Source organism: Corynebacterium dentalis (assembly GCF_900232865.1).
Classification (GTDB): Bacteria; Actinomycetota; Actinomycetes; order Mycobacteriales; family Mycobacteriaceae; genus Corynebacterium; species Corynebacterium dentalis.
On sequence record NZ_OCTS01000006.1, the window covers coordinates 197000 to 216614 of the forward strand.

The 19615-nt window shown below is 62.2% G+C and carries 18 protein-coding genes, 1 tRNA gene and 1 other RNA gene; 3 read left to right on the forward strand and 17 right to left on the reverse strand.

Features of this window, described 5'->3' with window-relative positions; translation table 11 throughout:
* Nucleotides 1-128 precede the first annotated feature (128 nt).
* Nucleotides 129-884, reverse strand: a complete 756-nt coding sequence (locus CS919_RS08215; protein WP_099299001.1) for a fructosamine kinase family protein — start codon at nucleotides 882-884, stop codon at nucleotides 129-131.
* 78 nt (nucleotides 885-962) lie between these two features.
* Here CS919_RS08215 and CS919_RS08220 point away from each other — a divergent pair, with 78 nt between their 5' ends.
* Nucleotides 963-2258, forward strand: coding sequence for a hypothetical protein (locus tag CS919_RS08220; RefSeq protein ID WP_099299002.1), 1296 nt, complete (start codon nucleotides 963-965; stop codon nucleotides 2256-2258).
* On the opposite strand, the gene CS919_RS08225 is transcribed toward CS919_RS08220, so the two are convergent.
* From CS919_RS08225 to glnA, 4 genes are all read right to left on the reverse strand, one after another.
* The gene (locus CS919_RS08225; RefSeq protein ID WP_234990874.1) at nucleotides 2179-3657 is read right to left on the reverse strand and encodes an MFS transporter; all 1479 of its coding nucleotides are present in this window, start codon (nucleotides 3655-3657) and stop codon (nucleotides 2179-2181) included. The two genes, CS919_RS08220 and CS919_RS08225, sit on opposite strands and share 80 nt — an antisense overlap.
* Nucleotides 3658-3734: 77 nt before the next feature.
* Nucleotides 3735-4379, reverse strand: a complete 645-nt coding sequence (locus CS919_RS08230) for a hypothetical protein (protein WP_099299003.1) — start codon at nucleotides 4377-4379, stop codon at nucleotides 3735-3737.
* Between the two features lie 124 nt (nucleotides 4380-4503).
* Nucleotides 4504-7764, reverse strand: coding sequence for a bifunctional [glutamine synthetase] adenylyltransferase/[glutamine synthetase]-adenylyl-L-tyrosine phosphorylase (locus CS919_RS08235; RefSeq protein WP_099299004.1), 3261 nt, complete (start codon nucleotides 7762-7764; stop codon nucleotides 4504-4506).
* Nucleotides 7765-7826: 62 nt separating this feature from the next.
* Nucleotides 7827-9167, reverse strand: a complete 1341-nt coding sequence (glnA, locus tag CS919_RS08240) for a type I glutamate--ammonia ligase (protein WP_099299005.1) — start codon at nucleotides 9165-9167, stop codon at nucleotides 7827-7829.
* A 120-nt stretch (nucleotides 9168-9287) separates the two neighbouring features.
* On the opposite strand from glnA, the gene panB reads away from it, so the two are divergent.
* On the forward strand, nucleotides 9288-10148 hold the full coding sequence (gene panB / locus CS919_RS08245; RefSeq protein WP_099299006.1) for a 3-methyl-2-oxobutanoate hydroxymethyltransferase: 861 nt from the start codon (nucleotides 9288-9290) through the stop codon (nucleotides 10146-10148).
* Nucleotides 10149-10200: 52 nt separating this feature from the next.
* Here panB and CS919_RS08250 read toward each other — a convergent pair whose 3' ends face one another.
* The 8 genes from CS919_RS08250 to CS919_RS08285 form a co-directional block, all read right to left on the reverse strand.
* Complete coding sequence (locus tag CS919_RS08250; protein WP_099299007.1) at nucleotides 10201-10572, reverse strand: DUF202 domain-containing protein; 372 nt, start codon at nucleotides 10570-10572, stop codon at nucleotides 10201-10203.
* Entirely contained in the window at nucleotides 10572-10982 is a 411-nt protein-coding gene (locus CS919_RS08255) for a YidH family protein (RefSeq protein WP_099299008.1), read from the reverse strand. Before CS919_RS08255 ends, CS919_RS08250 begins: the two co-directional genes overlap by 1 nt.
* On the reverse strand, nucleotides 10948-11130 hold the full coding sequence (locus CS919_RS08260; RefSeq protein WP_099299009.1) for a hypothetical protein: 183 nt from the start codon (nucleotides 11128-11130) through the stop codon (nucleotides 10948-10950). Before CS919_RS08260 ends, CS919_RS08255 begins: the two co-directional genes overlap by 35 nt.
* 84 nt (nucleotides 11131-11214) lie before the next feature.
* On the reverse strand, nucleotides 11215-12699 hold the full coding sequence (locus CS919_RS08265) for an RNB domain-containing ribonuclease (protein WP_099299010.1): 1485 nt from the start codon (nucleotides 12697-12699) through the stop codon (nucleotides 11215-11217).
* A 73-nt stretch (nucleotides 12700-12772) separates the two neighbouring features.
* Nucleotides 12773-13197, reverse strand: an RNA gene (gene rnpB, locus CS919_RS08270) — RNase P RNA component class A.
* Nucleotides 13198-13260: 63 nt separating this feature from the next.
* Nucleotides 13261-14457: a bifunctional RNase H/acid phosphatase gene (locus tag CS919_RS08275; protein ID WP_099299011.1), complete on the reverse strand. Its 1197-nt coding sequence runs from the start codon at nucleotides 14455-14457 to the stop codon at nucleotides 13261-13263.
* An 87-nt stretch (nucleotides 14458-14544) separates the two neighbouring features.
* Nucleotides 14545-15267 (reverse strand): zinc ribbon domain-containing protein, encoded by a 723-nt coding sequence (locus tag CS919_RS08280; RefSeq protein ID WP_099299012.1) that lies wholly within the window; start codon nucleotides 15265-15267, stop codon nucleotides 14545-14547.
* Between the two features lie 3 nt (nucleotides 15268-15270).
* Nucleotides 15271-16440 carry a Nif3-like dinuclear metal center hexameric protein gene (locus CS919_RS08285; protein ID WP_268803793.1) on the reverse strand — a complete coding sequence of 390 codons (1170 nt, stop codon included), beginning with the start codon at nucleotides 16438-16440 and terminating at the stop codon, nucleotides 15271-15273.
* 187 nt (nucleotides 16441-16627) lie between these two features.
* On the opposite strand from CS919_RS08285, the gene CS919_RS08290 reads away from it, so the two are divergent.
* Nucleotides 16628-17137: a low molecular weight protein-tyrosine-phosphatase gene (locus CS919_RS08290; protein WP_099299013.1), complete on the forward strand. Its 510-nt coding sequence runs from the start codon at nucleotides 16628-16630 to the stop codon at nucleotides 17135-17137.
* Nucleotides 17138-17196: 59 nt separating this feature from the next.
* On the opposite strand, the gene CS919_RS08295 is transcribed toward CS919_RS08290, so the two are convergent.
* The 4 genes from CS919_RS08295 to CS919_RS08305 all read right to left on the reverse strand — a co-directional run bounded on the left by CS919_RS08295 (nucleotide 17197) and on the right by CS919_RS08305 (nucleotide 19312).
* Nucleotides 17197-18348 (reverse strand): SURF1 family cytochrome oxidase biogenesis protein, encoded by a 1152-nt coding sequence (locus CS919_RS08295; RefSeq protein WP_099299014.1) that lies wholly within the window; start codon nucleotides 18346-18348, stop codon nucleotides 17197-17199.
* Nucleotides 18349-18402: 54 nt separating this feature from the next.
* Nucleotides 18403-18585, reverse strand: a complete 183-nt coding sequence (locus tag CS919_RS10660) for a hypothetical protein (RefSeq protein ID WP_143341775.1) — start codon at nucleotides 18583-18585, stop codon at nucleotides 18403-18405.
* A 59-nt stretch (nucleotides 18586-18644) separates the two neighbouring features.
* Nucleotides 18645-18717: transfer RNA gene (locus CS919_RS08300), tRNA-Val, on the reverse strand.
* A 151-nt stretch (nucleotides 18718-18868) separates the two neighbouring features.
* Entirely contained in the window at nucleotides 18869-19312 is a 444-nt protein-coding gene (locus CS919_RS08305) for a DUF3052 domain-containing protein (RefSeq protein WP_099299015.1), read from the reverse strand.
* Nucleotides 19313-19615: the final 303 nt, after the last annotated feature.

Consider the following 19615-nt stretch of genomic DNA (forward strand, 5'->3'; position numbering starts at 1 on the left):
CGTCTGAACCCAGAGTACCTATTTCATTAATGGAAACTAAGGCAGCTTCCGACACCGCTCCGCACCTCATTAGCCAGGTCTTGACGGCCAGGCTATGGCCTGGGAGTGCCTCGGTGTTGACGTGTCCGCTACAGCCGGAGGCTCGCGCGCACCGCGGCCATCGCTTGGTCCTCGTAGGCACCGCCAAATAGCCGCACGTGCAGGAACAGCAGCTGCAGTTCGTGCAATGGTTCGCGATCGCGCCAGCCCGCGTCCAACCCGGCCTGTTCGGCGTACGCACCCAGGATCGTCTCCAGGTGCGGCGTGCCGAAGATCTGCAGCGCCGCCAGGTCCGTCTCCGGGTGCCCCGTGTGCGCGGCCGGGTCGATCAGTGCCACATCACACTCAGTAGTCCACATGACGTTGCCGCTCCACAGATCGCCGTGCAGCGGCGCAGGCGTGGCCGTTTCATCAAAATCACCGTTGCGCAGTCGCCGCAGCAGTTCCTCGATGTCCTTTTTGTTCGACGCCGAGAACGCCCCTTCCGCAAGCTCCTCCAACACAGCCGCGTAGAACTGTCCCCAGCTGCGCGTGGGGCTCAGAGGAAGCGCGAGGAGATCGTCATTGGGCCCCTGGTAGCCATCGCCTTCCCATCCGTCGGGGCCCATGCCGAAAGCTTCAGCTCCTGTGGCGTGCATGCGCGCCAGTCCCCTGCCGAACTTCTCCGCAGCTTCGCGGGTGGGCTGGCCGGAGGTGATGCGTTCTAGGTGCAGTTCGTCGCCCTCACGGGCAAGAACTTCCACCACACGCAGAGAGGTGCCACTGGCGCATTCGGCGAGCCAGCGCAGTCCCGCTGCTTCCCACTCTCCAGACCGGCCGGGGTTGTGCTTGATGTAAACGGACATGGTTCCCAGTGTGCCTGACCGCAACGCTCCGCCCCTCGATGGCCGGGCTAGGGTGCTGGTTCGGTTAGGATCATCTGCGTGCTGAAAAGTGTGAAGGTGATATGGGCGTGCTGGGCCGTGATCAACGGCCTGATGCTGGCTCTCGTTTCGGTGCGCAAGACCACCACCGAGGACGTGCGCTACTACTTTCACGGCATCAACCGCCACGCAGATCACGCCCCTGGACCCAGCTCTATTTACAGTCCCAGCGGAGCAGTTCCATTGGGCGAGTATCCAGACGCGGGAGTGTGGCCACTGCGCCTATTGGACCTGATCACCCAGGACAACGAATCCGCATTCCTGTTCCTATTTTCGCTGGTCTGCGTGCTCATTTCCGGCGCGTACCTGTGGTTCATTCTGCGTTGGGGCTCGGCTCACCACGAGCGCAACACAGACAGCGAGTTCCACGCCGCCTGGTTCTGGGTGTTATTCAGCGGCGCGGCGGGACCCATCTTGTTGACGCGTCTGGACTTGTATTCCGGCGTGGCCGTGGGACTGACCATGGCTCTGCTGATCACTTACCCTCGCCTCTCCAGTTTGATTCTGGCCTACGCCACGCTGGCGAAGCTGTGGCCGGGCGTGCTGGCTTCCGCTTTGGTGGGCCACGCGAAGTCTCGCTCCACGTGGGTGCGGCTGATCTCCTATATCATCTCGCTGGTGGCCTTGGCGCTGGTCACGGTGGTGGTGTGGGGTCCGGACCGTCTGCTGTCCCCCATCACTTACCAGGACGTTCGCGGGTTGCAGATCGAGTCCGTGTTCGCCACCCCGTTGATGGTGGCCCGTTTGTTCGACGACAACCGCTGGGACGTGTCTTATGCTTCGTCGAAGAGCTTTGAGATTGCCGGACCGGGCGCGGATATCGCGATGACCTGCGCCAGCGTAGTGCTGGTGGGCATGCTGGTTTTCGCGCTGGGCTTTGCCCTGTGGCGTTTCCTGCGCGGTGGGTGGACTCGGCAGTCTGCGGTGTTGTTCGCTTTGTTGCTGGTGTGTTTGCTGATCGTGAGCAATAAGGTGTTCAGTCCGCAGTACATCGCGTGGGTGGGACCGCTGGTGGCGGTGGCCTCGATCCTGTGCACAGCCACGTCGATGCGCACGTTGCGCATCAGCACGCTGATCGTGGCTGCGCTGACCACCGTGATCTACCCGTTGACCTACGAGTCCATCCTGCATAATTCCAGCGGATGGCCCATCTTGGTGCTCACGGTGCGCAATCTGGCGATGGTGCTGATGACCTTCTCCGTGGCGGTGGCTCTGTTTACGACGCTGCGGAAAACTTCTGCCGCCGCAACGCTGAAATCGGCCGTGCCGAGCGCGCGGACGTCCGTGGGCGCGTAGCCACAATTCCGATCACGCCACAGATCCACACGGCGACAGCGGCGATTGTTGCGAGGCGGAAATCAGCCCACGCATAGTCTTCATCAGGCGCAGCCCAGCTGAGCACCAGTCCCGTAGTTTGGGCGATGATGATGCCTGCGGTCCATCCGCCCATGTTGGCCAAGCCGGTGCCGGTGGCCAAGATCGAGCGATCCACCTGTTCGCGGACGGAATCGAATGCGAGGTTGGATACCGGCGCCATCGTGCCCATGACGATGGCAAACGCCAGCCCGAATGCAGCGCCACGTGGATCTACAGGGAGGAACAGTAGGATCCAACAAGCAATGGTGACGCTGCTTCCGGAAACAGTGGCGATCCAACGCTTGCGCCCCATGCGCGAGGAGAGCATGCCCACGAAAGGACCGGCCAACACCGTTGCCACCGTGGCCAAGGTCAGAGCTAAACCGGCGTATCCGCTGCTCTGCCCCATACCGATGGTCAAGATGGGCACGCCCCAGAGCATCGTGAAGGCCACCAGTGTGCCCAGACCAGTCCAGTGCACAAAGAAGCCGTGCCAACACGTGGGATTGGTGAGGACTTCCCGCAGAGTGTGAGTCAGAGAAAGCTTCGGCTGCTGCTCCGGCTCACGAATTTCTTCACTGAGCTCCTCGCCGAACTCCTCACCGAGATCCTCGTCACTCCGCGCAATCTCCTTCGCAGTCTCCTTCGCAGCGGGCGAATCCTGTATCAGCACGGCCGCCATCAGCGCCAGTAGCAGCCCCATGGCACCCAAGGAGAAGAACGCCGTGGTCCAGCTGGTTGCGTGCAACAGGGCCAGGAACGGGACCGCCGAGAGGAATTGCCCGAACTGCCCCAGTGCTCCGGATAGCTGGCTCAGCATCGGCGCCAGGCGCATCGGGATCCATGCGGGGATCAGCCGCATCAGCGAGGAGAACGCCGTGGCATCACCCATGCCCACGAGCACCCGTGCGAACAGCGCAACCGGGTAACTGGATCCGAATGCGAGGATGACTTGCCCCACTCCCATCACCAGCGCACCGGCGATCAGCAACTTGCGTGGGCCGAACTTGTCCACCATCAGCCCCACGGGGATCTGGGACAGAGAGTAGGCACCCAGCTGGAGGGAAGCGAAGACTGCCAGGCGTGTGGCGTCGATATGATACTGCTCGATCGCCTCCACGCTGGCCACGCCGAAAGACGTCCTGCCCGTGACCGCCATCGTGTACAGCAGAACCGCGGTCAGCCAGATGATCAGTCCGCGCGTGCTTAACGCCTTCTGCGCTGCCCTTTGTGCGGCCTTCTTGGCCGGGTGCGTAGAGACGTTGGTGGTGTGGCTGGCCGTCTTCTTTTCGACGCCAGCCTTGTTTTCTCCTGGAGTGTTCTCTGGCTGCGTGCTCACCTTAAAGCACCTTACTCCTCAGCGAGACAGTGTCCGGAGTGGGGTGAAAACAGGCGCCTGACTAGGCCTTACTCTGATTAACCACGCAGTGCGTTACGGATCATCGCGGCGGTGGTTGCACAGGTGCGGGCGCGCTCTTGGCCTTGGTAGGCGCGGCACACGTCGCTTCCGTGAGCCAGCAGCCCGATCAGCGCGGCGGAAAGTTCTTCGGCAAACAGCTCTTCCTGCTCCTCCGTGCGGACCACGGTGATGCGGGGAATACTTGCGCCGGTGGTGCTGGGCACGGGGCAAGCTCCGACTGCCGCGAGACGTACCGCGCAGTGGGCAAACAGGCTGACCACGTCATCCGCTTCGGTGATCTCCGTGACTCTACGGCGGAACTGCAGCATGGAGGGCATGGTCACGTGGTGCTCGCGCCAGCGGGCTGTAGCGTGCGAGCGGTCCAACGCACTACCCATCTTGTCCGTGGTCTCCCGCAGGGTGTCTCGCATCTCTGCCACACCGTTGGTCCGTGCCTCAAGCTGCTCTACAGCACCGAGGAGCACGCGCAGTCCTTCCCAGTGTTGTTCCAAATAGGATGCGCGCCCGGCGAAGGGCATGGAGCCGTCGGTGATGCGTTCCCACAGGGGTGAGCGGTGCAGGACTTCGCGGACAGTGCCAGCGGTTTCGATGACCAGCGGTGCCACGTCGATGTGGCGCGGGGACTCTTCCACTGCACTCATGTGTGCGGCACCTCCATTCATCGTTGTTGTGCGGGATCGGCCGTGCACAATCATTGTGCAGATTCTTGAGCGTGATCCACGGAACCGAATGCAGGTTAGTATAGCCTTATTTCCGCACAGAAGGCTAGTCATCACGATAGTCGTGGACCACGTCTTCACCCCAGAAGATCTTATCCACCACCTTGCGCGCACGCCTGGTCTTCTTCAAATAGTCATCCAGGAATTCCTGCGATTCCGTGGGATCCCAGTTCGATGCTGCAGCCACCTGCGCCAACGGCTTGCCGAAGGTCGGCAGCTGATCCTTGCGCTTGCCCTTTACCAGCACGATGCCGTTACGAGCCTTCGTCGCGGTGATCCACGCTTCGCGCAATACTTCCGCGTCCGCCTCGCTAATCAGCTCTGCTGCGGCCATCTCCTGCAGCGCGGCCAAAGTGGAAGTGTTGCGCAACCCTTCACTGACCTGCCCGTTTTGCATGGTCAGTAGCTGAACGGTCCACTCCACGTCCGTCAGCGCGCCACGCCCCAACTTGGTGTGGGTATTGCGGTCCGCGCCCCGCGGAAGCCGCTCAGCATCCACGCGCGCCTTGATGCGGCGCACTTCTCGCACCTGCTCGTCAGTAGCGCCACCTTCTGGGTAGCGGAACTTATCGATCATGCGTAGGAAGCTGATGCCCAAGTCCTTGTCACCGGCAATCCACGTGGCCCGCAGCAGCGCCTGCATCTCCCAGGTCTCGCCCCACTGCTGGTAGTAGCGCTCGTAGGATTCCATCGTCCGGACAATCGCACCGTTGCGCCCCTCAGGCCGCAAGTCCAAGTCCACTTCCAACGGCGGATCCTGGGAGGGCCGTCCCAGGCGCGTGCGGATGGAGTCGCAGATCATGGCCGCCCACTTCATGGCCTTGTTCGTTGTGGAGTCCGCATCCTCTTTTCCGACGTCAAACTCCTCATCGGACAAGTTTTCCGCCTCTTCGCGCACGGGTTCGGCCACGAACATCACGTCCGCGTCCGAGCCGTATCCCAGCTCGGCTCCGCCGAGCCTGCCCATGCCAATCACGCTGATCCGGGCGGGCGCGTTCTGATCATGCTTGTCCTCCCAGGCACGGATTTCCGCTTGCAAAGCGGCCTCCAGCACGGCATCCCAAACCAGGGACAGGGACAGGCACACATCCTGAATATCCATGAAGCCCAGCAAATCCGCGGCAGCCACGCGTGCCAGCTCGGCGCGCCGCAGCGAGCGAGCCACCGCGATAGCCTTGTCTGGGTCGCAGTGGCGAGCCGCGGCGGCCACCAGCGAGTGCGTTACTACGGCCGCGTCGCGCTTGATCAGCTTAGGCCCCGTGGCACCGTCAGATAGCAATTTGACGGTATCGATGCTGTTCAGCAATAGTTCCGCCAAGTATGGCGACGTGCCCAGCAAGAACATCAGTCGCTGGCCCACCACGTTTTCGTCGCGTAGGAGCCGCAGGAACCACTGCTTCTCCGAGGCTGCATCGGAGAGGCGACGGTAGGCCAGCAGCCCGGCGTCGGGATCAACGGTCGGGGCGAGCCACTCCAACAGCGTCGGCAAAATGATGGCCTGCAACTTCTGCTTACGGGAAGACCCTGCGGCCAGGGCGGACAGGTGCTCGTAGGCGCGGTTGGGGTTCTCGTATCCCAGGGCGGCCAGCTGGCGCTTGGCCGCGTCTGGCGTCAGGCGGATGGTGTCCTCGCTCATGGCCGCCACGCTGGTCAGCAATGGGCGGTAGAACAGCTTGGAGTGCAGCTGGTGGATCTGCACGCCCACCCGGCGTACGTCGTCTTCCAGCTGCTCAGCGTAGGTATTCATGCCCTGCGGAAGATGCCCGGAGGTGCGCGCCAGCCAGGTCAGAGCCTCCAGCTCATCCTTGGGCGGCAAGGTGTGCGTGCGCTTGAGGCGCTGCAGCTGCAGCCGATGCTCCAGCAGGCGCATGTACTCATAGGAGGCGATGAGCTTTTGGCCGTCATCGCGACCCACATAGCCTTCCTTCATCAAGGCCTTCAGCGCGGCGACGGTCGGGCGCACGCGCAGGGATTCGTCCGTGCGTCCGTGCACCATCTGCAGCAGCTGCACGGCGAACTCCACGTCGCGCAGGCCACCAGGACCCAGCTTGAGCTCGCGGGCACGGATGCTATCCGGGACGTTTTCAATGACTCGGCGGCGCATTGCCTGGACGTCGGAGACAAAATCTTCCCGCTCGGAGGCGCTCCACACCAGCGGCGCCAGCGTCTCCACGTACTTCTCGCCCAGCGCTACGTCGCCCGTCATGGCCCGGGCCTTGAGCAGCGCCTGGAACTCCCAGGTGCTGGCCCACCGGTCGTAGTACTTCTTGTGGGAACTCAAGGTGCGCACCAGCGCGCCCTGCTTACCTTCGGGGCGCAAGGCCGCGTCCACCTCGAAGAACACGCGCGTGCCGATGTTGATGAACTCGCCGGCCCAGCGCGTGGCGCGGGAATCGGCGGGCTCGGCCACAAAGATCACGTCCACGTCAGAGATGTAGTTCAACTCGCGGGCGCCACACTTGCCCATCGCCAGCACGGCCAAGCGCGCCGGTGGTTTGCGGTCCTCATCGTCCGGACCTCCGTACACAGTGGTACACGCCACGGCCAGCGCTGCGGTCAGCGCAGCATCAGCAGCATCAGCCAAACGCTGCCCCAGGGTCACAAACGGCAGCCGGTCTGGCTCGTCATCCCGGTTGACGATGAACGTGCCATTGCAATCGATGGCGGCAATGCGCGCCAGCAGCGTGCGGTAGGCATCGCGCATCGCCACGTCCGCCTCATGCCCGATGATGCGAGCGCGATACGTGCGGGACTTCTCCCCCGCAGGTTCCACGGCCTTCTCGCCGTTATCGTCCTTGAACTCGGCGAATTCATCCATGGCCAAGACTTCGTCGACCCGCACAGCGCCCACGCTGTCCAGCATCGTGTCCGTCATCTCGCCCGCAGTTGGCAGAGGGAGAGACAGGCTCACCCACTCCTCGGGGTGAGCCACAATGTGGTCTCCCAGCAGGCTGGATGCGCCGAATAGGGAAATCACTCGCCGACGCAACTCGGCATCATCCTTGAGCGCGGCCATGAGTGTGTCCGCGGTGGCGTCGGAAAAAGGCACATCCTTACCCACGGACGGCAAGGAAGAAACGGCGGCCAACTGGTCATTATCCTCGCGCTCGCGCAGGGCTTCCACCAGCCGCACGAGGTTATTCAAGGCCAGGTCAGGATTGCCAGCGGCGCCCAGAGTGCGCAGCAGCCCCACGTGCTCCTCGGTATTCCACCCGAGGTCGTTGAGATCGTCTTGCGCACGCGGTCTGGTCAGGCCCAGAGTCTTCGCGGAGGGAATTCTGGCGCGGGACGACCGTGGACGATCCATGCTGGAGCCTTTCACAAACTAAACGCTGTACTGACACGGGGGGATACCCGAAGACGAAGGGGCTAGAACTCAAGGTTGTTCTTGAGCTCCCACGGAGTGATCTGCAACTGGTAGTTGTTCCACTCGCGCCACTTGTTGCGCAGGAAGTATTCGTAGACGTGCTCGCCCAGGGCATCGGCCACCAGCTCGGAGTTTTCCATTTCGCGCAGGGCGTAGCTCAGGTCCTGCGGCAGGTCCTTGAATCCGGCAGCGCGGCGCTCGCGAGCGGTCATCAGCGCAATATCGCCCTCGGCGGCCGCTGCCAATTCGTAGCCTTCCTTAATGCCCTTCAGCCCAGCGGCCAGCAGCACGGCGTAGGAGAGGTACGGGTTGCAGGCGGAATCCGGGGTGCGGATTTCCACGCGACGGGAGGCGGACTTGTTCTGCGTGTACATCGGCACACGGACCATCGCGGAGCGGTTCGCAGCACCCCACGCGGCCGAACGAGGAGCCTCGTCACCAGTGGAAATGCGCTTGTAGGAGTTGACCCACTGATTGGTGACCGCGGAGATCTCTGAGGCGTGATGCAGGATGCCCGCGATGAATGACTTGCCGGTCAGGGACAGACGGGTTTCGTCATCCGGATCGTGGAAGGCGTTTTCATCGCCTTCAAACAGCGACATGTGCGTGTGCATCGCCGAACCCGCGTATTCCTGGAACGGCTTGGGCATGAACGTAGCGCGCACGCCGTTGCGCAGGGCCACCTGCTTAATGATGTAGCGGAAGCTCATTACGTTATCAGCCATGGACAGGGCGTCCGCGAAGCGCAGGTCGATTTCCTGCTGGCCGGGGGCGTTTTCGTGGTGGGAGAACTCCACGGAGATGCCCATGCGCTCCAGGGTATTGATGGCATCCGCGCGGAAGTGTGGGGCCTCGTCTGTGACAGCTTGATCGAAGTACCCGCCCGTATCCGTGGGCACCGGTGGCTGCCCGTCGGTTTCGATGGATTGCACCAGGAAGAACTCGATTTCCGGGTGAACGTAGCAGGTGAAGCCCATTTCTGCGGCGGTGTTCATCTGTCGACGCAAAACTTGCCGCGGATCCGACCATGACGGTTGGCCATCCGGCATGGTGATATCGCAGAACATGCGGGCAGATAGGCTACCATCGCGGTCTGACTGGAACGGCAGGATTTGGAACGTGCTGGGATCTGGCCTGGCGATGGTGTCTGATTCTGCGACGCGGGAGAAGCCTTCGATGGCCGAGCCATCGAAGCCAATTCCCTCTTCAAAGGCACCTTCCAACTCTGCGGGAGCCACGGCCACAGACTTGAGGAAGCCTTGGACATCCGTAAACCACAGGCGGACGAAACCGATGTTTCGCTCTTCGATGGTCCGCAACACAAATTCCTGCTGGCGATTCATGGTTTTCCATTGTAGAGAGTCCCGCGACAACGCGGGCGGACTTGCCATCTGCCGGGCTGATGAATGGGGTTGGTTGGCCTCAATTCCGTGACGTGTCCGCGGTTCTGGCACTATGAATGCATGGTTGAGAACACGGCTGACCGTTCTGATAATTCGCCCGTCGGGTACATGGTGCCCACCAAGCAGGTTCGTTTGACGGACCTGCAGGCTCGCAAGGGTTCGGACTCTCCTTTTGCCATGCTGACCGCCTACGATTACTCCACCGCCAAGGCGTTTGCCGCCGCAGGCGTGGAGGTGCTGCTGGTCGGCGATTCCGCTGCCAACGTGGTATTTGGCTACCCCACCACCTCTCATATTTCTATGGATGAGATGTGCTACCTCGCCGCTGCAGTGGTGCGCGGTGCGGATAAGGCTTTCGTGATGGTGGATTTGCCGTTCGGCAGCTACGAGGCCTCTGATGAGCAGGCCGTGCGCAGTTCCACGGAGATTTTGCACCGCTCGGGCGCGCACTGCGTGAAGCTCGAGGGCGGTGTGCGTATCGCGCCACGGATCAAGGCCATCAAGGACGCGGGCATTCCGGTGTGCGCGCACATTGGCTTTACCCCGCAGTCGGTCAACAACTTGGGCGGCTTCAAGGTGCAGGGGCGCGGGGCTGGCTCCGAGCAGTTGATCGCGGATATGCAGGCCGTGGTGGAGGCCGGCGCGGACATCGTGTTAATGGAGATGGTTCCGTCCGACGTCGCCAAGCGCGTCACCGCAGAATGTCCCGTGCCCACCATTGGCATCGGCGCGGGTGCGGATTGTGATGGCCAGGTTCTGGTGTGGCATGACATGGTCGCATTCCCAGAGGATGGGCACCGCCCCAAGTTCGCCAAGCAGTGGGGCAACGTGGGCGAGGTACTCACCCGCGCCGCTGCGGCGTATAAGAAAGAAGTCCAAGAAGGCACATTCCCGGCCGAGGAACACACCTTCAACAGCTAGCGCTGGCCAACCCAGCGCGAGTCCAAGACAGCTAGTCCCCCAAAAAAATCTGCTATCCCAGCGCGTCCGCCAGCACGAACACCAGCCCGGCGGCACCGAGCAGCAGCAAGGATCCCGTCAAGGCCACCACGGATCCAACATTCGGGTCAGCTCTCCCCCGGACAATTCCTCGGCATCCACCCTGGTAGCGCCGCCTTTGCGTCGCCACGATAAAGATGGCCAGCGCACACAACGCCCCAGCTACCAGTATCACGGCCGAGCCATACAAGTGCGCCCATCGGAGCATCACCGCGCCCACCACTAGCATCGCCACCACGGTGCGGGTCCAGGCCAGCGTGGTGCGCTCGGGCTGCAGGCCCGGGTCGCTGTGCAGGGAGATGTCCCTGGACGGATCGGCCGGAGAGGGAGAACGAGAATCAGCCATTAGTAGGCCAGCACCACCACGAGCACGGTGACGGTGGCCATCACTGCCACGCCGGAGAGAAACGGCACGATGCCCGGCACTGGCAACGCGCGGGATTCCCGCATCGCGCGTTCCACCCGCACCCAACGCACCGCCGCACCCAGGGCAATGAACATGCCCACCAGCAGTACTAATATTGCCGCGCCGCTCCACAGCCAGCTGGGGACGTTGGGCAAACGGAAGGCCTCAAGAGCGATCCCGCCCGCTAAAAACGCCAACGAGGTACGTATCCAGGCGAGGAACGTGCGCTCATTGGCGAGGGTGAAGCGAGGGTCAGGTTCAGAGCCCGTGGGCAGCAGCGTGCGCGCTAGCCACGAGCGGGAAGGCTTGGCCGGTTTAGTCCTCGCCGAGCTCATTGCGATCGTAGGCATCTGCCTCTTCGTTGCGCTTACGTGCGGTTTCGAGGGCGTGAGCAGCCTCTTCACGGGTGTCGTACGGGCCCATGCGGGATTCCCAGCCGCCAACCTGGCCCTGAGTAACTTCGCCGGTTTCGGTGTCAAAGTACCATCTATCGGTCATAGAACTTTCCTACCACAGTTGTGCGGGCTCTCGCGTGGCTAGTCCCCCGCCCCTCCCACACTTAGTTAATCCCAAGTCCCGCACCTAGTCCGCGGGCCAGGCGAACTCCACGGTCCGGGTCTCCGGATCTGCGGTAATCAGGGTGACCGCCGTCTGGGAGGCCTCCTCCGGATTCCCTTGGCAGTCCGCAATCACGGGCGGCTCGCTGACGAAAATATCAGCGCCCTTGTCACTGCTATGCATCACTGCGGCGGAGAAGTTCTGCCCCACCCACGGCTGCAGAACCACCGCTTCGGTCAGGCCCATGCATGCTCGGTCCACCTGGTTGGCCAGCTGCGTGCTGCGCTTCATCGCCTCGATGACCTCATCCGCGCGCTCGGCCACCCACGCTGGCACCTCGCGTTCCTCGGCGATGGCCAGGCAAATTTCCGTGGCGAATCGGTCGCTCAGCCTGCGTAGCGGCGCGGTGACGTGGGCGTAGTGGCCGCCAATTCCGGCGTGGATGGACGTTTCGTTTTCGTTTTCGACGCCAGCAATCCCAAACGCCACATAGCTAGCTCCACGCAGCAATCTCTGGGCGTCGCGCATCAAGGCCATTCCCTGTGGAGTGGAGGCATCGATGCTGGCCAGGAGCTGGCCAACGCTCTTGTTGCCACGTTCAAAGCCGAGCGCTTTGGCAGCGGAGTCAAACTTGGCGATGTCCTTGGGGCTGGCTGGCGGCAGAGTGCGGAGGATGCCTTTGCCTGATTTGACCATCATCTGGCCTGCACACATGCCCGCCAGCAGGGACAGTTCCGCGTTGTAGTCATTCATCAGTTGGCGCGGTTCGATGACCAACTGGTATTCAGCCTGCTCATCGTCGCTCTTTTCCACGGAGATCGAAGGCAAGCGCAGGTTCACCGCGTCCCGTCGCAGGTCCGAGCGCTGCCGAGCTTCGCCCAGCTCCGGCAACAGCGCGATCGAGGGATGCAGCGTGCCTGCCAGGCGGTCAGCTTCCACGCCTTCGTAGTTCAGCTTCGCGCGGCTGCGGACGGTTGCGCGGTAGACGGTGAAATCATGGATTTCTCCATCGGCGTCCACGTTGATGTCCCACACCACGGCGGGCCGGTCCTGATCCGGAAGTAGCGATGCACTGCCTTCTGAGAGCTCCGCGGGGTGCAGGCGTACGGGATCATCGGGAAGATACATCGTTTGCCCACGGCGGATGGATTCCTGCTCTAGGGCGGAATCTGGTTCCACGAAAGCCCCGACATCCGCGATGGCATAACGTACGCGCCAGCCCGGCGCGACGGAACCTGCGTTGCCTGCAGCACCAGCACCGCTGTCCGCAGCACCACTGTCCACAACACCGTCTGCCTGCCAAGATTCGACATGCACCGCTTGATCTAAGTCCATGGAGCTGGGCGGATCGATCGTGACAAACTCCACCTCGCGCAGGTCACGTCTGCCCTCCGGGTACCTATCCGTGGCCAGGATGGCCTCAGAGTGGAGCTGTTCAGGGAAGGTCTCTGGCAGGACGAATTCCCGAGCGATTGCGCGGAAGTCCAGTTCGGCGGCGAATAGTTTCATTGCTCCAGAGTGGCACAACTAAGCCACATGCGCGCTGCGCCGAGCGCAGAACTGTACGCGAAAGAAGTTTTGAACGCCGAGAAGACCTATGAGCCGGATTTTGTCCTACGCTCATTCCACCCGAAGGTGTCCTCAGCGCGAGGCGGCCATCCATCTGGGCGCACCATTGCTGGGCACCTCAAGCGGTCTACCTGTTCATCAGCAAGCGAGCAGCTCTGGAACTCAGCCGCACGGAACGAGCCGTGCAACTACTTGACCTTGCTCCCGGTGGGGTTTACCTAGCCACCCCAGTCACCTGGCGTGCTGGTGCGCTCTTACCGCACCTTTTCACCCTTACCCGCGAAGCGGGCGGTTTGTTTTCTGTGGCACTGTCCCGCAGGTCACCCTGGGTTGCCGTTAGCAACCACCGTGCTCTGTGGAGTCCGGACTTTCCTCGACGTGCGGCCTCATCCCAGCGTGGGATTGGTTCCAGCTCGCCGCGACCACCCGGTCTTCTCGGCAGGTGCTTACTCTACCTGCGCGCTGGCCCATCACCGAAAACCCGTGAGTGCCGTCTCGGTTTTAGCCCTCGAGGTAGTGCGTGTCATTGACACGCCGCACCACAGTTTTTCCCTCGCCGTAGAACTCCACGATGGACAGTCCCGCCAGGTCCAGGTGCAGGGTGCGGAACATCGTCGCGTCTACGCCCAGCGCGTAGCGGAGGATGGCCTTGATCGGGGTGACGTGGCTGACCAGTACCACGTTCTGCCCGGCGTAATCACTGGCCAACCTGTCCATGACCCCCTGGATCCGCTCGTAGACATCTTCCATGCATTCCCCGTCTGGGGTGCAGGAGTTGGCATCGAAAAAGAAACTCTTGTGCTGATCGGGGTATTCGGCGCGCACCTCGGTGAACGTCTTGCCTTCCCAGTCGCCGAAGTCCATCTCGATGAGGCCGTCATCGGTGACCACGTCTGTGCCCAGCGCATCTGCGACGGCGCGTGCGGTTTGTTGCGCTCGGCCCAGCGGCGAGCTGAGCACGGAGGCGATATTTCCGCGCGCGCCCACGTACTCGGCCGCCCGGCGCGCCTGCCACTCGCCCTTGGCCGTCAGCGCTGGGTCGGAGAGGCCGGAGAATTGCTTGGACACGCTCATTTCGGTCTCGCCGTGGCGCAGCAGGAGGAAGCGTGCGGGCTGGGTGCCGCCGTGCCAGTCGGCGGAGGTTTCCTTTGTGTTTTCTTCCTTCTCGACGCCAACCTCCTCCCCCACAGCCTTGTCCCCTGAAGCCTGCGCAGGTGTCTCGTCCTGCTCCTCGGGCTCTGCAAAGTAGATGCCGGATTCTTTGTCATCCATGGCGCGATTGGCCAGCTCATCCGCGCGCTTATTCTGCGCGCGCGGCACCCAGGTGTAGTTCACGGATGCGAACTCGCGCTCTAGTTCCTTGGCCTGCTGGGCCAGGGGCTTCATGTCTGGGTGCTTGATCTTCCATCGGCCGCTCATCTGCTCGACAATCAACTTGGAATCCAGGAACACGTCCACGGTGGTCTCGGATGGGGAGTGCCCGGCACGCTCGGCGACGGTCTTGGCCAGCATCAGGCCGTTAACCACGCCGTGGTACTCGGCGACGTTATTGGTAGCCTTGGCGATGTATTCCCACTGACAGGCCAGCTCGGTCTTATGCCCTGCGATGGCCGAGGCGGGGTCGACGATGCTGGAGCCCGCGCCTGCGAGTCCGGGGTTGCCTCGTGAACCGCCGTCAGCTTCCAACCGAAGTCGCATTGTGCCTATCGCCTTTCCTTAAGTGCTGTGTTTCGTGGGTGTCCCGTGTGTGAATGCTCGATGGGCGCTCAACGGGTAACGCAAAAATTACTCGTCTTCGCGGTACACCAGCAGTAACACGTTACATTCCGGGCACTGCGGAAGTTCGTCTGCGGGCGTGCGTTGGATGGATTTCAGCGAGGCTGGGTCCAGCTCCATGAAGCAGCCTTGACACATGCGCCCTTTGAGCCACGCAGCGCCAATTCCCTGCTCTTCCACTCCGCGGTCGTAGGCTGCCAGCACTTTGTCATCCAGGTTCTCTCGGGCGGATTGAACGCGAGCGGTAGCGGCGTCCATGTCCGCGCGCAGGGCATTCTCCGCGCGCTGCACGTTGTCTTCCGCTTCGCGGATTTTGGCCTGGTAGGCATCGGGCTGCTCGGACTCGTTGCCGTCGAAGAACTCCGCGGTGCGGATTGCCCGCTCCAGGCGATCTTCGAAATCCTCCAGCTTGGCCAAGGTGGTGCTGAGATCGTGCTTGAGGTCCCTGCGCTGCTCGCGGTCGGTCGCGGTGCTCAGCGTGGCGCGATCATCGCGCTCGCGCTCTTTGAGCTTGGCCACTTCCTGGCGCAGGCGGAACACGTCCGTGCGGTGTTCGTTGCCCGCCGCGCGGTTGCGCACCTGCTCATTGCGCGCCTTGATCTGCTCGGCTTTGAGGTGTTCCAGCTTCTCGCGCTCGTCGAGGGTATCCAGGCGCGCTTGCAGGACGGACAGTTCTTGGTTGCTGGCCAGCAGGGTTTCCAACTGGCGTCGGTCGTCTGTAGAGCAATGCATGGTTTACTCGTCTCCCTGTCCGTGGATTGTCCACGGGTCGGTCCTGATGTCCAGTACGTGCGTATCAACGGGGATTGACTCGGCCTCTAGTCCGCGTGCCACCACCTCAGCGGCTTGGTTGCACCACGGGAATTCGCTAGCCCAGTGGGCGGTGTCAATGACGGCGCAGCCACCGGCGCGCAGGTGCTCGTCCACGGGATGATGGCGCAGGTCGGAGGTCACAAAACAGTCGACGTCCATCTTCGCCACGGTGCCGAGGAAGCTATCCCCTGCCCCGCTTGCCACAGCCACCTTACGGATCATCGCCTCGGGATCACCCGCGGCGCGCACTCCCCAGGTGGTGGCGGGCAGCGTGGTGCGCACGCGCTCAGTGAACTCGCGCAGCGTCATCGGCTGATCCAACTCACCCACGCGCCCGATGCCCAAGTCTTTTTCGCCCAGTTCGCGAGTGCCGGAGTGCGTTTCCACCACGTCCAGCGCGGGCTCCTCATAAGGGTGCGCCTTCACCAGCGCCGCCCGCACGGATTCCCGGGCGCGTCGCGGGGCCACAAATTCCACGCGCAGTTCCTGCACGCGCTCCAGCTCGCCGCGCGAACCGATATGGGGATCCGCGCCCTCGCCCGGGCGGAACTGGCCCGTCACCGCGAATTCGAAACCAGCCTCGGTGTAATCCCCCACCGTTCCTGCACCGGCCGCGAACACCGCGTCCTTCACAGCCTCCGCGCTCTCTGCGGGCACCGTGAATCCCCACTTATCCAGCTCATCCACGATCGGCCGTAGCGGCGCCCCAGGAGTCACGCCCAGCAGCTCCGCCAACTTGTCATTGACACCCGGCCGCGCGGAATCCGCATTCGTGTGCGCCGCAAACAGAGCCACACCAGCGCGAATCAGCTTGTGCACAATCCGCCCTTTCGGCGTATTCGCCGCCACGGAATTCACCCCGCGCATCAGCAGCGGATGGTGCACGATCAGCATGTCCGCGCCCCGCGCAATCGCATCGTCTGCCACTGCGTCCGTGCAATCCAGCGCGAACACCACCGATTCCACAGATTCGGCGGGGTCGCCGCAGATCAAACCCACGGCGTCCCACGATTCCGCCAAATACGGCGGGTAGGCACGCTCCATCACGCGGATGACGTCCCCCACGGTCGCGGTGCTGTTATTGGCTGGCACGGATCACTCCTGACCTTGAATTATTCAGTTCCCACAATCCCCGTCCACCCTAGCCATTCGCGAGACAACGCGGGGAGCGCACGTGGGGACGAGGTTGGCGCTCAGAAGAAAAGGAGGACACGGGAGCGCCACCGGGCACTCGGGTAGGCTGCGCAAGGGACACAGACCACGAAGGAAGGGGCAAACTATGGCTGAGCAGCAGATTCGAAAGATCACGGTGGTGTGCACGGGCAATATCTGCCGCTCGCCGATGGGTGACGTGATGCTCAATGCGGCGCTTCAGGATGCCGGGATTGGCGACGTGACCGTCAATTCCTGCGGGCTGGCGGGCTATCACATTGGCCAGCACGCCGACGAGCGCGCCATCGCCGAGATGAAGCGGCAAGGCTACGACGGCTCGCAGCACATCGCCGCACAGTTCGGCCCAGAACACGAGGACGCGGATGTGTTCCTGGCGATGGATCGCGGCCATGTGCGTGGGTTGCGGGATCTTGGCGTGGATGCGAATCGTATTTTCTTGTTCCGTGCGTTCGACGCCAAATCCTTCAATCCCGAAGCTCATCCCGAAGGCCTGCACTCGATGGAGGCCCCCGAGGTGGCGGATCCGTACTACGAGGATGAGGCTGCGTTTACCGAGGCCGCGGAGCAGATCGAGGCTGCCGTGCCGGGGGTTATGCGCGAGCTGCTGGGTAAGTAGCTGCGCTGTCTGTGGGGGCTAGGCTGGTGTAGCTACCTTGGCCTGTTTCAAAGCGGGGGTTAGAAGCGCTCGCCGCGCTTTTGGGAGCGGCGCTCCTCGAAGCGGGAGCGGGTTCCGCCGTAACGATCGGCGAGCTTGCGCTCGGCGCTGTTCTCCTCCACGGCTTGCTCGACGCTGGATTTACTCTTCTTGGAATTGTTCAGCTCGGTTGTGCCAGGGGCTTGATTGTTCTGCTCACGCTTAGCGGAGACTTGCTCTTGTACCCTGCCAGCAGCTTCCCGCTCCGCTTCACCCGCTTCTGCGCCAGTGGAATCTGCACCACCAGGGTTTACGCCAGCACCGATCACTCCCTTCGCCGTCTCGGCCTCGGCAATCTCCTGCCTTTCCCGACGCCGCTCGCGGATCTCCGAGTAGCCAAACCAGATCAACGCCGCAGGGGCCGCGATGCCGAAGGTGATCCACTGAATGCCATACGAAAGGTGCGGGCCGTTATCCAACTGCGGCAGCGGAATGGCGTTAATGGTGGCGTCTGAGGAATCCTGCTCATTCATCGCATCCACGGACACCTCGTCCAACTGAATGTACTCCTCCACCAGCGGAGTCTCCTGCCCACTGGACAACGCACCAGCAGCCTCCAGCTCTGGCTCCACTTCCTCCCCGATGGTCTCAGTGTGGATACCCATGACCTGCGTGAACCCCTGCGACTGAGTGGGTGGCGTATTCGGCTTGGCCTCGCTCATACGGACATACCCAGTCACGGTCACCTCCCCTGTCGGCGGATTCGGGATCTCCGGCACATCGGCACCTTCCACCGGTGGGACCCATCCGCGGTTGACGAGTATCGTCTGGCCGGCTTCGGTCTGAAAAGGGGTGAGGATCTGAAACGCCGGCGAACTCGATACGGGCCGGTTGCGCAGCAACACCTCGGCGTCGGTGATGAAGCGACCTTGCAGCTGGACGTGAGTCCATTCCTTCTCCAGCCCGGCGGAGGAGCCGTCGCGCGGGAGTACCTCGGCGGCGGGCACGGGATCGTACTGCATCGCGGCTTCGAGGCGATGGTTGAAGGCGCTCTTCTGCTCGCCCTTGTTCAGCTGCCAAGGGCCGAGGAATGTGAACGCGAAGTAGGTGAAAGTCAGCACCAGCACGGCTGTGAGTACCCAGCCGGGGGTCAGGAAGGCTTTCCACCCTTGTCGCCGTTTCGGTTCATTCATCACACCCCCAACTTATCAGCCGCCTAGGACAGCTCCGATTCGTTGAGTAGGTGGTTAGTGGGGCGCGGTGGTGGGCTGTTGTTGCTTCCTCTTGTTGTTGAAGTACCAATTTATTCCGACGACAATCACGAGGTTCACCGCCATCACTCCAATAAACCACCAGCTCCATGCATGTGAACTAATGAGATGGCGGTCTTCGGCCACAAGCACCCCCTCGCCCAGCAATCCGGTAGACACAGCAAAAAGTCCCGCTCACGATCTCTCGCAAGCGGGACTTCCCAAACTTCTGGGTACCGTGCGCCCTGACGGGCTCGAACCGCCGACCTGCTGGGTGTAAACCAGCTGCTCTCCCAGCTGAGCTAAAGGCGCGCACATGCCGTATTCGGCAGCGCTGATTAGAGTAGCACGCTCATTAACTTTTAAGAAAACCCCAGCTCAACGAGCATTTCACTCACGCGATTAACAGCAAACCGGGGCGCAAGTTCAGCCAACCAGCCCCCAGCTCAGCGCGCAAAACTAACTAGCGCTTCGTGCCGGACGTCACCAAGCACGCGCCCTGCCAGTCACCCAAGCGCTCGGAGCTGGTCTGCACCAGCCCTGCCAGCTGAGCGGACTCCGCAATCACTCCCGGCTCGATGGTCCCTGGAGTGCCGGCTGCTGGCGTCAACAACCAAATACGTCCGTCCTCACCGAGGCTGCGGGTGGCATCAACCAACCCATCAACAACGTCGCCATCTTCTTCACGGAACCACAGCAGAACTACGTCCACCAGCTCGTCCGTGCCCTCTTCCAGCAGCGGGCTGCCGATGAGGTCCTCTAGCGCTTCACTGATGCTGGAATCAGCATCCTCGTCCCATCCGATTTCCTGGATGACATCGTCTGCAGTGACGCACAGTAGATCCGCCCAATCGGGAGTTTCTTGGTCTCGATCCTTCTCGGGAGCGGTACCCGAAGCGTTGCCCACTGGTGTTTCTTGCCTTTCATTTGCGGTGATGGTCGCCGTTTTGTGTGTAGTCACGTCCTAGATGTTTACGCGTTAATGCTGCGGTGGCAAATCGACGCCAGACTTCACACGGCCTTGCTCTGTGTGCAACCTAACATAATTCCTTGTTCCGCAATGGTGTTTCGCTTTGTCGACGTGCCGGTTTGTTCTCCAGTTGGGAGGGTTTCTGTTGGGAACTGATCCTCGCTTTGCCCCACCAAGTGTCTTGGCCCTGGCGTAATGTGGGTGCCACAACTATTGGCAGCAAACATGTCCTACTCGTTA

Coding starts and splice junctions, on each gene's coding strand:
- CS919_RS08215 (WP_099299001.1), bottom strand. CDS start 884: ATGTCCGTTTACATCAAGCACAACCCCGGCCGGTCTGGAGAGTGGGAA.
- CS919_RS08230 (WP_099299003.1), bottom strand. CDS start 4,379: ATGAGTGCAGTGGAAGAGTCCCCGCGCCACATCGACGTGGCACCGCTG.
- CS919_RS08235 (WP_099299004.1), bottom strand. CDS start 7,764: ATGGATCGTCCACGGTCGTCCCGCGCCAGAATTCCCTCCGCGAAGACT.
- glnA (WP_099299005.1), bottom strand. CDS start 9,167: ATGAATCGCCAGCAGGAATTTGTGTTGCGGACCATCGAAGAGCGAAAC.
- panB (WP_099299006.1), top strand. CDS start 9,288: ATGGTTGAGAACACGGCTGACCGTTCTGATAATTCGCCCGTCGGGTAC.
- CS919_RS08250 (WP_099299007.1), bottom strand. CDS start 10,572: ATGGCTGATTCTCGTTCTCCCTCTCCGGCCGATCCGTCCAGGGACATC.
- CS919_RS08255 (WP_099299008.1), bottom strand. CDS start 10,982: ATGCCTACGATCGCAATGAGCTCGGCGAGGACTAAACCGGCCAAGCCT.
- CS919_RS08260 (WP_099299009.1), bottom strand. CDS start 11,130: ATGACCGATAGATGGTACTTTGACACCGAAACCGGCGAAGTTACTCAG.
- CS919_RS08265 (WP_099299010.1), bottom strand. CDS start 12,699: ATGAAACTATTCGCCGCCGAACTGGACTTCCGCGCAATCGCTCGGGAA.
- CS919_RS08275 (WP_099299011.1), bottom strand. CDS start 14,457: ATGCGACTTCGGTTGGAAGCTGACGGCGGTTCACGAGGCAACCCCGGA.
- CS919_RS08280 (WP_099299012.1), bottom strand. CDS start 15,267: ATGCATTGCTCTACAGACGACCGACGCCAGTTGGAAACCCTGCTGGCC.
- CS919_RS08290 (WP_099299013.1), top strand. CDS start 16,628: ATGGCTGAGCAGCAGATTCGAAAGATCACGGTGGTGTGCACGGGCAAT.
- CS919_RS08295 (WP_099299014.1), bottom strand. CDS start 18,348: ATGAATGAACCGAAACGGCGACAAGGGTGGAAAGCCTTCCTGACCCCC.